Origin of the sequence: Ereboglobus luteus, assembly GCF_003096195.1 — a bacterium.
Lineage (GTDB): Bacteria > Verrucomicrobiota > Verrucomicrobiia > Opitutales > Opitutaceae > Ereboglobus > Ereboglobus luteus.
This window is the reverse complement of sequence record NZ_CP023004.1, coordinates 3,857,711-3,870,772: the sequence shown is the minus strand read 5'-3', so window position 1 is coordinate 3,870,772 and position 13,062 is coordinate 3,857,711. Positions and strand designations below refer to the sequence as shown.

General features: G+C 57.6%; 6 protein-coding genes. All 6 read left to right on the top strand.

The window, feature by feature from the left end; translation table 11 throughout:
* Window positions 1-202: 202 nt before the first annotated feature.
* Entirely contained in the window at window positions 203-4,099 is a 3,897-nt protein-coding gene (locus tag CKA38_RS14125; RefSeq protein WP_161554927.1) for a putative Ig domain-containing protein, read from the top strand.
* 136 nt (window positions 4,100-4,235) lie between these two features.
* The gene (locus tag CKA38_RS14120; protein WP_161554926.1) at window positions 4,236-4,982 is read left to right on the top strand and encodes an SGNH/GDSL hydrolase family protein; all 747 of its coding nucleotides are present in this window, start codon (window positions 4,236-4,238) and stop codon (window positions 4,980-4,982) included.
* Window positions 4,983-5,137: 155 nt separating this feature from the next.
* Window positions 5,138-7,171, top strand: a complete 2,034-nt coding sequence (locus CKA38_RS14115) for an alpha-glucuronidase family glycosyl hydrolase (RefSeq protein ID WP_202863918.1) — start codon at window positions 5,138-5,140, stop codon at window positions 7,169-7,171.
* A 5-nt stretch (window positions 7,172-7,176) separates the two neighbouring features.
* Window positions 7,177-8,415 carry an SGNH/GDSL hydrolase family protein gene (locus tag CKA38_RS14110; protein WP_202863917.1) on the top strand — a complete coding sequence of 413 codons (1,239 nt, stop codon included), beginning with the start codon at window positions 7,177-7,179 and terminating at the stop codon, window positions 8,413-8,415.
* 35 nt (window positions 8,416-8,450) lie between these two features.
* Window positions 8,451-9,884, top strand: coding sequence for a glycoside hydrolase family 28 protein (locus CKA38_RS14105; RefSeq protein ID WP_108826137.1), 1,434 nt, complete (start codon window positions 8,451-8,453; stop codon window positions 9,882-9,884).
* Between the two features lie 209 nt (window positions 9,885-10,093).
* Window positions 10,094-13,060 carry a glycosyl hydrolase 115 family protein gene (locus tag CKA38_RS14100; RefSeq protein WP_108826136.1) on the top strand — a complete coding sequence of 989 codons (2,967 nt, stop codon included), beginning with the start codon at window positions 10,094-10,096 and terminating at the stop codon, window positions 13,058-13,060.
* The last annotated feature ends 2 nt before the right edge of the window (window positions 13,061-13,062 follow it).

Below are 13,062 nucleotides of genomic sequence, written 5' to 3'. Positions count from 1 at the left end.
AAACGGGAGCAAATTGGTTATTGGGTCGGATGTCTTCTTCAATAGAGGCGGCAGCGGATCGGCCCATGCGATATTTCGCGGTTCTGGCGATATTGATATGAACGGACGCTATACGATAGGAAGTTCGAACCTTTATAAAAGAGGAGCTGGCATCCTGACGCTGGGAGGCGATATTAAGGACAATACAACTGGTCTCAATGGCATGTCGTCACCGAGCGCGTTTGATGGCGCTGTAATTTTGGAGGAGGGGCAGTTGAACATAAATCACGCCGGCGCGCTTGGCGACGGGACTTTCAGAATTAGCGACGCCACAACTGTTGACAATACAAGCGGCACCGCAATCACCGTTAAATATAATCAAAAAACTGAACTCCATGGTGATTTTACCTTTTTCGGCACAAACGACCTAAATCTGGGCACAGGCCAGGTTGCATTGGCATCTCCGCAGCGCACCGTCACTGTGGCAGCCGGACGGCTTGAGTTTGGCGGCAGCATTAATGGCTCGGGCGTTGGCCTGATTCAGGATGGCGCGGGCACGCTGGTTTTGAGTGGCAATGCCGCAGCGCATACTGGCTTGGTGGTCGCGACCAATGGCGCGATCATGGCAAACGGCTCCATCCTCAAAAGCACCGGGACCGCGGGCAGCGGCGCGACCTTTGGCGGATCAGGCACCGTGGGCGTTGTGACTATTGCCAGTGGCGGAACCTTGCAACCCGGCGACTTGGCCCTTGTCAAGTCGGACCCCGCGGCGATGGACTCGGGCACATTCACCGGCACGATTGGCGCGGGTTATTCGACTTTGACCGTCGATAGATCGCTTGCCACCGCGCAGACGCTTGTGCAACTGGAGGACGGCGCTGTGATTAATTTTGCACTCGGCAAGGGGCGCACAAATACAAACGTTGCCGTTATCAATAGCTCGGGCGCGTCACTAAAGACCATCGGGTTTGATAATACTGTCATAAAGATCACCGATCTTGCCGAAGGTGCGGCCGCCACTGGTGAATATACATTGTTCACCGCCGATGGCACCTTTGAGGAAACTTTCGACGGACTGACGGTGGATCCTCTTACAAATGAGATCACCGCAGGTTTGTCGGTGGACATGCCTGCTGTATATGCGCAGCCAGATTTTGGCTACAGGCTTATGCGCGACGATCATGGTATTATTTTTAAGCTGTATGAATCCCCCACGATTTCGGGTTTCAGCAGCATGGTTGAGGTTGTGCAGGGTTGGGCTTACGTTGGGGCGCCCATCGTGTTTGGCGGCGAAATCGACACGATTGGTGTCACCGGTTTGCCCCCGGGACTGTCATACGATCCGGCAACCTTTGTTATATCGGGGACGCCCACTGTGGGCGCCGGCACCTATGCGGCTGTAATATCCGCAGTGAATCCGGCCGCCACCGTTACGGGGACGATAACCTTCGAAGTGAAGGATTCGGTTCCGAAGCCCGAGTTTACGATGGACCCGATTGCCGTGGGCTCCTCTACGGAGGAATTCAATTATGATATTACGGCGGAAAATCTTCCCCAAGAATTCTATTTAATCAGTGGCAATCCTGCGTGGATGAGTCTCGTGCAGGATCCCGTCACCAAAGTCTGGCGCTTGACCGGCACGCCCGACGGCACCGGAACATGGGAGGTCACGCTTCGGGTGGTGAATCCGAGCGGTGTCACGGAAACCACGATCACAGTCATTATCGACGACTCCACGGTGGCGCCTGTTATTACGAGCGCGACCAGCATGGTGTGGGTGCGCGGTTATCCGCTCGATTATCAGATCACCGCCGAGAACGCCCCCGCGTTCTATGGCGTCAGCGGCACGCTTCCCGCCGGTTTGACGCTCAATGCGCTCACGGGAGCAATTGCCGGCACGCCCTCGGCATCGGGCACAACGACAGTGACGATGCAGGCCATTAATGCGACCGGCACCGGCAGCAGTCCGTTGACCTTTGATATCATGGATTCGATGCCGGATCCCGTGATCACAAGTTCGTCCACGGTCAACGGTTTCTTGAACGAGGCGTTCAGTTATACAATAACCGCCACAAACTTTGTCACCTCGACCACGGTGACGAGCGTGCTGCCCTCTTGGTTGTCTTATGATGGGCTCACTGCCACGCTTTCCGGAACATGCACGGGTGATGGCACCACTTGGGCGATTTCCGGCTCGACGTATCCGGTTGTCGTCGAGGCTTCCAATATCGTCGGCACTGTCACCGGCACGATTAATATAGTTATAAAACAATACTATCCGATTCCCGTTATCACCAACTCGGGCTCCGCGACTTGCTACGCGGGCAGGGCGTATGCCGACCAGATTATGGTCGCGTCAACCGCGGGCATCGAAAGCTACTCGGCGACAAATCTGCCTTCCGGTTTGGCGGTGGATCCCGCGACCGGTGCGATTTCAGGCGCGCCTGCATCCACGGGCGATTACACAATTATCCTTGCCGCGACGACAAGCGGTGGCACGGGAACGGGCACGATCGGCTTGCGTGTCATCCCGGTTCCGCCCGGTCCGTTTATCGACAGTCCCACGACCGCCGGCGGCGCGACAGGGCAGCCGTTCACTTATCAAATCACCGCGGAAACGCCTGCCGCGAGTTACGGCGCGACGGGGCTTCCTCCCGGCCTTGCGCTTGATCCGGCCACCGGCCTCATCTCGGGGACGCCCTCCGCGGCGGGTTACTACATGGTGGAAATAAGCGCGACCGACTCGGCCGGCACCTTTGTCCAGGATGTCGCCATTGCGCTCGAACCGGCCGCCTCCACCATCGTGACCTATGCGGGTGCGTTGGAGACGCCGGGGCTCGTGGATGCGAACGGCACCGCGGCGCGTTTCGACCAGCCGCACACGGCGGCGTTTGGCATTTCCGGCACGATCTACGTGGCCGATTTTGCCAACAATACTGTCCGCACCATCGCGACAAACGGCGATGTGTCCAGCTACGTCTCCGCCGGCCAGCCTTCCGCGGTCGCCACAGATTCCCAAGGCAACGTCTATTTCGCCAGCCAGCAAACCGGCGCCATCATGAAGGTGTTGCCGCTCGATCAAACCGTGTGGCCGATCGCGACCGGATTGTCCAACCCCGGCGGTCTCGCGATAGACTCGTCGGACAATGTGTATTTCACCGAGGGCGGAGCGACCGCGAATGTGATCAAAAAAATCTCCGCGGCGGATGGCTCCATAACGATCCTCGCGGGCTCCGTCGGCGCGGGTGGCTTTGCCGAAGGTGTCGGTTCAGCCGCAAAGTTCAACGGCCCCAGCGGTCTCGCTTATGACCATGCCGCCAACACACTCTACGTGGCCGACACGTTGAACAGCCTGATTCGTAGCGTGGATCTCGCCACGGGCGCGGTTGGCACGGTCGCCGGCTCGGTTGGCGATATCCACTATTGGGACGGTGGCGACGGCGCGGCGCGCTTCGACAGCCCGCAAGGCCTTTCAATCGACGCCGCCGGTTTCCTCTATATTGCCGACACCGGCAACAACACGATTCGCGTGTGCGATCCCAAGGCCGGATTTGTTTCCACGCTCATTGGCGTGCCGCAACTCGCGGGCGCGGTCGATGGCGGCGGCGACACCGCGCTCTTGAGCGCCCCCGCCGGCATTGTTGTTGATGCCAATGGCACGGGTGACATCTATGTGATTGATTCCGGCAACAGCGCGATTCGCACGCTGGTCTCGCCGCCCTGCATCGTCTCGCCGCTCGTCAGCTCCACGGTCAGGGCCGGCAGATCGCTCACTCTGGCGGGCCGCGCTTGGGGTGCGCCCGCGCCGTCGTATCAATGGTATAAGGACGGCGTCGCCGTGAGCGGTAGCCGGGGCCAGGCGCACACGATTTCGATTGATTCCGCGCAGGCATCCGATGCCGGTGTGTATCAAGTCGTCGCCTTCAACGCATCGGGCACGGTCAACAGTTCCATGACGCTTGCCGTTGACACTTCCAATGGCTCCGGCGGCACCGTCGTCATAGATGGCGGCGGCGGTGGCGGCGGTGGTGGCGCGCCCAGCGTCTGGTTCCTTTTCGGGCTCGCCGCGCTCGCGCTAGGCCGTTGGATTTTTAACTTCGGACGCGCAAACAAGCACTGATGGCAACGCGATTGCGCGCAAACACCTTCCCCTGGATTTTGTATTTGTGATACGCAACGGCGCGACACTGCCGCGCCGTTGCCTCCCGATGCGTCATCCGGGTTCACTTTTTATATCAACTCAAAATACACAAATCATGAAAACACCGCGCACGCTCATACTTGTCGCCGCGCTCATGCTCGTGCCAATAACACTCGCATTTGCCCAAGACCAAAAAACGGACAAAGCCGGGCCGCTGCCGACGACGTTTTTTAAAAACCTCAACGCGGGCAAACAGCAGACGGTCGTTGTCTATGGCACTAGCCTGAGTGTCTCGGGCGCTTGGGTGACGGAGCTCGAAAAGTATTTTAAGAAAACCTATCGCGGAAAGGTCACGTTTGTCCGGGCCGCGCTCTCAGGCCGCACCTCCAGATGGGGGCTGGCCAACCTGGAGAAACGCGTGCTCTCGAAAAATCCCGACCTGGTGTTTATCGAATTTTCGGCAAACGACTCGGCCACAAAGCACAAAATCTCCATTAAAAAATCGGAGCAAAACCTCGACGCGATGGTGCGCGCGTTGCGCGAGCAGAATCCGCAAGTCGACATTGTTCTTCAAACCATGAATCCAGCCTGGGATTCAGACGCGCCCAAGGCGGGCGGAAAATCATACGGCAGCGACCGCCCTCAAATGGAAAAATATTATGCCGTGTATCGCGACTACGCGGCTCGCAATAATCTGCCGCTGGTCGATAATTTTCCGGTGTGGCGGGAGATCATGACGAAGGATATGAAGCGTTATAAAAAAATGGTTTCCGATGGCATCCATCCCGACCCTGACGCCAGCCGCGAAATCACATGGCCCGCAGTAAAGGCGTTGTTGGAGCGCGCGAGGACTGCGCAATGAAACGTGAGACAAACGAAGACGCTCTTTGGAGTGCGGCGGCAGAGCGAAGCGGCGACACCGCTTTGGGCGATTCCCGAATTTCATTTGCGTGCAAAAAGCGGCGTCGCCGGGCTGCGCCCTCTGCTTCCGCACTCCAAAGAATCGCCCGTTGTTTGGTGATCATAGGCATCGCGTTAGTCGCCAATTTCGCCCATGCCGAGGACGGCTACGAATTCTGGCTGCGCTACCGGCTCGAAGCGGACACCGCCCGCCGCAATGAATATATACAATATTGCGGCGGCGAGGTTGTGGCGCCGGAGTCGTTCAAGGCTGGCGCGGCATATCTGGAGCTCAAACGCGCGCTTCCGGCGATTCTCGGGAAGGCGTTTCAGGCAAACAACGCCAAGGCCGGATCCATTTACGTGGGCGGTCGCAATGCCCATCCCGCAATCGCATCGCTCGTCGGCGCCGGGGAACTTGCCGGGGTGGGGGAGGAGGGCTTCGTGTTGCGCACGGGCGCATGGGAGGGGCGTCCGGCGACAATCATTGCGGCAAACTCGACGCGCGGTATTTTATACGGAACCTTTGCGCTGTTGCGCACATTGCAACTCGGCGGTTCATTGCAGGGGCTGCATGTTGTTGACGCGCCCAAAATGCGCCATCGTTTCGCCAATCATTGGGACAACCCGGTCAGGGGCTCGATAGAGCGCGGTTATGGAGGGAAAAGCATATTCGATTGGAACGCATTGCCGAAAAAAGTGGATTCTCGATTGAACGACTGGGCGCGCATGCTCGCCTCGATGCGGCTCAACGCAGTCGTTGTTAACAACGTCAACACCGCCAAAAACGGGCTCGAAGGCTGGCGCCTGCTGACGCCGGAATTTCTACCCAAGCTCGCGGCGCTGGCCGGGGTGCTCCGTCCCTATGGCGTGAAATTATATATATCGGTTAATTTTTTCAGCCCCTCCATCGTGGGTTCGCTGGACACGGCGGATCCGGCGGACGCGCGCGTGCGCGCATGGTGGAAAAACAAGGCGGCGGAAATCTACAAGGTGATTCCGGATTTCGGGGGTTTCCTCGTCAAGGCCGACTCCGAGGGCGAGCCTGGCCCGCTCAAATACAAACGCACGCACGCCGAGGGCGCGAACATGCTGGCCGAGGCCCTCGCGCCGCACGGCGGTTATGTGTATTGGCGCGCATTTGTATATAACGCAAAAGGCGACCGCACCCCGCAGGCGTATAATCAATTCAAGCCTCTCGACGGCAAGTTTGCCAAAAATGTGTTTCTACAGGTCAAAAACGGCCCCGTCGATTTTCAGGTGCGCGAACCGATCTCGACCCTTTTCGGCGCGATGCCGCGCACCGATCTCGCTGTCGAATTCCAAATCACCCAGGAATACACGGGGCAGGACAGGCATGTGTGTTTCCTCGGGCAAATGTGGTCGGACGTGCTGCGCTTTCCGCTGAAGGGTGAGAAGAACGACGCGCGCATGTGGAACACGACCGATGCCATTGCGGGCGTGATGAATATTAACGACTCCCGAAACTGGACCGGGCACTTGCTCGCGCAGGCCAACACCTATGCTTTCGGTCGGCTCGCATGGAATCCGGAGACGTCGCCGGACGAGATCGCGTCGGACTGGGTGCGGTTGACCTTCGGACGCGATCCGGTGGTCGTGAAAACCATAGTGTCGATTTTGCGCGATTCCTGGCCGGCGTATGAAAATTACACAAGCCCGTTTGGAATCGGAATGCTGTGCGATCGCGGCAAGCACATCGACCCCGCCCCGGCCTCGCGCGGTTCCGTTCACAGGGCGGATGCCAAGGGCTTTGGAACCAATCGCACCGCGGCGAAAGGCTCGGGTTATGCCGGGCAGTTTTCCGAGCCCTGGCGCTCCCGGTATGAAAAACTCGGGACATGCCCGGAGGAGCTTTTGTTGTTTTTCCATCACGTGCCCTACACCCACAAACTCAAAAACGGCACGACGGTGATCCAGGCGTTTTATGACAGGCATAATGAAGGCGTGGCCACGGCGCGCGATTTCACGGAACGCTGGAAGGCACTCAACAAGCTCATAGACAAGGAGCGTTATGAGCACGTCCGGAAAAAGTTGTCCGAACAAGCCGGGCACGCTGAAAAATGGCGGCAGTCCATAAACGACTATTTTGAAAAACGCTCCGGCATTCCCGATGCCGGGGGCGGTTCGTGATGACCATGAATATTAAAGGCAGTTTTCACTCTGTTCTCCCCGCTTTTTTTATCGCCCTGTTTGTCGCATGCGCGGGACAGCTTGCGGCGCGGCAGACGGACAGTGCGCGCACCGACGGCATGCACTGGGTTGGCACTTGGGCCGCGTCGGCGCAAAAAGTCGAGGCCAAGCTGATGCCGCCTTCGCTGCCTGAATTGGGCAATGTTACGATCAGGCAAATCGTGCGTGTTTCCATTGGCGGAAAACAAATGCGAGTGCGGTTTTCGAACGCGTTTGCGAAAGCGGGAAACGATTTGCGCATCACAGCCGCGACAGTGGCGGTTTCAAATGGCTCGCATAAAATCAAGGCGAACACACTCAAGCCTCTCGCGTTTCAAGGGCGGTCTTCGGTGGCGATTCCCGCCGGCAAGTTGATGATTTCCGATCCGCTCGATTTCGACCTGGCGCCGGGGGCCGACCTCACGGTGACCATTCATGTTGAGAAGCACGTGAACGAAGTCACCGGTCATCGGTCGGCGCGCTGCAAAAGTTTTTTTCAGACGGGCGACGCCGTTGCCGCGCCCTCGCTCAAATCATCCGTGAACACTAACACATGGTTTTATCTTTCCGGCGTGGACGTGAGTGCGAATGAAAACGCCGCGGCGATTGTGTGCCTGGGCGACTCCATCACCGACGGACGCGGTTCCACTGAGGACGAAAATCGCCGCTGGCCCGATTTCCTCGCGCGCCGCCTGCTGGCCAATCCCGAGACCGCGCACATCGGCGTGCTCAACCAGGGCATCGGCGGAAACACCGTTTGTCGCGGCGGCAAGGGCGAGCCCGCGCTCAAGCGTTTCGAGCGCGACGTGCTTTTGCAAACCGGCGTTCGCTGGGTGATTGTGCTCGAGGGCATCAATGATCTCGGCGGCGGCAAAACGGACGCGGATGAAATCATCGCGGCATACAGGCGGTTCATCGCGCTCGCTCACAAGCGTGGCATGCGTGTTTTTGGCGGAACCATATTGCCATGCGGCGGCTCCTTCTACGCGAAAAAGCCGCAACTCGAAGCCAGGCGCCAGCGCATCAATGACTGGATACGGACGAGTGGCGAGTTCGACGCGGTGATTGATTTCGACGCCACCGTGCGCGATCCCAAAAATCCGGACCGCATGTTGAAGGCGGCGGATTGCGGCGACCATCTGCATCCCGGCGACAAAGGCTACCGCATGATGGCCGATTCAATTGATCTCTCTCTTTTCAAATAATACAAAACTGAGTGCCTGCCCCCTTTTCCAATACCATGAAAATCTTCCGCAACATCGCCATATTCCTCGCGCTCGCCACCGCGCTCAATGCCGCTGACATCCGCTCGCTTTACGACGTCCGCGACCACGGCGCCAAGGGCGACGGCGCCACGCTCGACACCGCCGCCATCCAGAAAACCATCGACACATGCACCGCCGAGGGCGGCGGCACCGTCTGGTTCCCCGCGGGCACCTATCTCGTCGGCACCGTCCACATCAAGGACAACGTCACTCTTCACCTCACCGCCGGCGCCACCATCCTCGGCAGCCCCAACGTCGAGGACTACACCGAAGTCGAAAAACTCTACCGGCAGGGCCTTATCAGCGGCACCAAAGGCAAGGCAACCTACCCGCAACGTCACCTCATCTACGCTCGCGACGCCAAAAACGTTGCCATCGAGGGAGCCGGTGCCATCGACGGCAACGGCGACTCCTACTTCAGCGAGGACATGAAAAGCGTAAAACTTCGTCCGACACCCATGCTTGAATTCCTCAACTCCACCGGCGTTCGCCTCGAAAACATAACCATCCGCAACGCCCCCTGCTGGACCGTCCACGTGAAAAATTGCGAGGACGTGAAAATCCGCGGTTGCAGCATCGTCAACAATCTCCGCGTCATAAACTCCGACGGCATCGGCATCGACTCCTCGCGCAAAGTGATGATCTCCGACTGCCGCATCGAATCCGGCGACGACTGCATCGTCTTAAAAACGACAAAAATGGGCGACCGCACCCCGCCCGTCGAACACGTCACCGTCACCAACTGTGTGATGATCAGCTCCGCCTCTGCGCTCAAACTCGGCACCGAAAGCCACGGCGATTTCCGCCACGTTTACATGAGCAACTGCACCATCACCGACTCCCGCACCGGCATCGCGCTCTTCGTCAAGGACGGCGGCACCATGCAGAATATCCGCTTTTCCAACATCTCCATCACCACCAAGCGCAAATGGGACAAGGGCAACGAATGGCCCATCATCATGGACATCAACCGCCGCCAAAAAAGCTCCCGCCTCGGAGCCATCCGTGACGTGCTCTTTAGTGACATTACCATCTACACCCGAGGTCGCAGCATCATCACTGGACACCCTAATTCCCCCATCGAAAACCTCGTTTTCCGCAACATCTTTCTTTCCATGGTTGGCGACGAAGACCTCACCAAGGCTAAAAAAATCTCCGGCGGCGCTTCCGGTGTCGAGGTCGAGGTTGACTACGGAAAAATCCCCGCCTCGCTCATTCTTGCCAACGCCAAAGATCCCGTCGTCGACGGCTATAATGTCCGCTGGGGCAAGGGAAAATTCCAGCAACCCCGACACGTCATCTATGGCGACCGTCTTGAAAACGCCCGCATCAGCGGCATCTTTAATCCCGCCAGCTCTCCCTCGCTCGACGCGGTCATTCTCGAGCGCTCGAAACCCGCGGCGAAGTAATCCCCGTTTCTCTCGTCCGGAATGAAATATGCGCATGCGCGTTTGTTCGGAACAATGCTTCTTTTTATCAAACGCGCGGTAGAGGATATCCGGCCGTGCGGCATCTAAGAAATGAACGCTTCCACGCCTATTGCCGGCACGCCACGGGGACGTGCGCCCTTGTTGGCGGGCAAGCCATCGTTCACAGCAGAAATTTAACACGACACCCTATGATCAAGTCATCACTCAGAATTATATTTTTAACGCTGCTTCTCGGGCTTTCCGCGTCTTTTGTCCGCGCCCAAGTCACACTCGCGACTGCGATGAACGAAACCAACACGTTCGCCCTTCGCCACGACTCCGCGCAAACCGTCATCGTTTACGACTCAAAGGACGCCGGCGTCATCGAAACATCCGCGCGCCTTTTTTCCGACGACATCAAGCGCGTCACCAAAAAAACCGTCGCTGTCAGCACCAAGCCCGCTGCGAACTGCGTCGTCGTCGGCACTCTCGGTCAAAGCGCGCTCATCGACAAATGGGCCGCCGAGGGCAAGCTTGCCGACATCGATTCGATTCGCGGAAAATGGGAATGTTACACCATCCAGCTTATCCGCGATCCGCAACCCGGCGTCAAAACGGCGCTCGTGATTGCGGGCAGTGACCGGCGCGGCGCGGCCTACGGGCTCCTCTCGATTTCCGAACTCATCGGCGTGTCGCCGTGGTATTGGTGGGCCGATGTTCCCGTGGCGAAAAAATCCGAGATTGTTCTTCAGGTGACCAAGGTCGTGTCGAAACCGCCAACCGTGAAATACCGCGGCATTTTTATTAATGATGAGGATTGGGGGCTGACGAATTGGGCCAAAAACACCTTCGAGCCCGGCACGAAAATCGGTCCGAAAACCTACGATAAAGTGTGCGAGCTCATGTTGCGCATGAAGGCAAACTATCTTTGCCCCGCGATGCACGGTTCATCGGACCCTTTTAATAAATATCCGGAAAACAAGGAAATCGCCGACAGCTACGCCATTGTGATGGGTTCCACGCATTGCGAGCCGCTTCTGTTTAATAATGCCACCGAGTGGGACAAGAAGACCATGGGCGAGTGGAATTTCGCCCAAAATCGCGACATGATAAGCAAAGTGCTGCGCCAGCGGGTCAAGGAAAACGGTCGCTACGAAAATGTATATACGCTCGCGCTCAGAGGCGTCCACGACAAGGCAATGGCCGGCAGCAATAAAATGGTTGACCGCGTGCGCACGCTGGAAGCCGCCATCGCTGATCAGCGCGATATCCTCTCCGATGTCATCAAAAAACCTCTCACCGATATTCCGCAGGCATTCACTCCCTACAAGGAGGTGCTCGATGTGTATTCGCACGGGCTGAAAGTGCCCGACGAGGTCACGCTCATCTGGGCGGACGACAACTATGGTTACATGAAACGCCTCAGCGATCCCTATGAGCAAAAACGCTCCGGTCGCGCCGGCGTGTATTATCATGTCTCCTACCTCGGCAGGCCCCATGATTATCTCTGGATGGGCAGCAACTCGCCCGCGCTCATGTATGAGGAATTGCGCAAAGCCTACGACACGACCGCCGACCGCATCTGGCTCCTCAATGTCGGCGACATCAAATCCTGCGAGTTTCACATGCAATTCTTCATCGACATGGCGTGGGATATCAACGCCTTCAATTACACCAAGGTTGCCAGCTATCAGGCCAAATGGCTCTCCAGGATGTTTGGCGAAAAGAATTACCGCGACTATCTCGACGTCACCACAAACTTCTACCGCCTGGCCTTTTCCCGCAAACCCGAGCTCATGGGTTGGGGCTACGAATGGAATGTGGACCAGCGCGCCGAGCATCGCGAAAAAATCACCGACACCGAGTTTTCATTTGTTAACTACAAGGAGGCCGAGAAGCGCCTGGCCGATTATGACCGCATCGGAAAACTTGCCGACCGCCTCATGAGCGGACTTCCGAAAGATCAGCAGCCCGCGTTTTTCCAACTTGTCTATTATCCAGTGCGCGGCGCCGAGCTCATGAACCGCGTGCACCTCAACGCGCAGAAAAATCGCATGTATGCCCGCCAGGGCCGCGCCGCGACCAACGGCATCGCCGCTGACGTTGAGAAATACTACCGGAAACTCGAAGCCCTCACGGCCATCTACAACAATCAGCTCGACGGAAAATGGAATGGCATGATGCAGCTCAGGATGGGCGGCCCCACCGCCTACCACCAACTGCCCCCGATGGAAAACATTCAGCTTCCCGACACGCCCGATTTCGGAATACAGGCCGAGGGTGAGGACGTGCAAAGCGGCGTCCGCAGCTACAACGCGCTTCCATGCTTCAACCCCTATCTCCAGCGCGGTTATTATGTGGATATCTACAACAAAAGCACGCAGTCGCTTTCGTGGACGCTCACCACGTCCGCGCCGTGGATTGTGGTCACCAGAAACAACGGTGAAACCCTGACGGAAAACCGCGTCGTGGTGGGTGTTGATTGGAACAAGGTTCCCGACGGCGAAGAAAACCTCCTCGGCACAATTGAAATCACCGCCAATAATATTAAAAAACAAGTCCTCGTCTCCGCCTTCAATCCCGCCACGCCGAAGCGGGAGGAAGTCGGCGGCATATATATTGAGGACAATGGAATCGTGTCCATTCCCGCCGCCGGATTCGCCCGCAAGAAGGAGAACAACAAAATCAAAATGCGCATGATAAATAATCTCGGGTTTGAGGACAAATGCGTGCAATTCGGCAATCCCGTCCAGTCCAAGCACAGCCCGACAAATCTGAATTCCCCCTACGTCGAATACGACTTCTACACATTCCACGCCGGCCAGGTCGATGTATACACCTATATGCTTCCGACCTACCAACTCTTTAACGATCCCGATTTCGCGGGGCACGAAATCACAAATGCCGAGACGCGTTTTGGCATTCGCATCGATGGCGGCGCGATCATGGCGCCAACCACCTCGACCTCTGAATACACCAAGGCCTGGTATGACAACGTGGTCCGCAACTGCGCGATCGGCAAAAGCACGCTCTATATAGACAAGCCAGGCAAGCACACCCTGCGCGTGATTTGCGGCACTCCGGGGCTCGTGCTTCAAAAATTCGTGATCGATCTCGGCGGCATGAAACGCTCCTACATGGGCCCGCCTTCGACGCGTGTATCCGTGCGCAATTAACC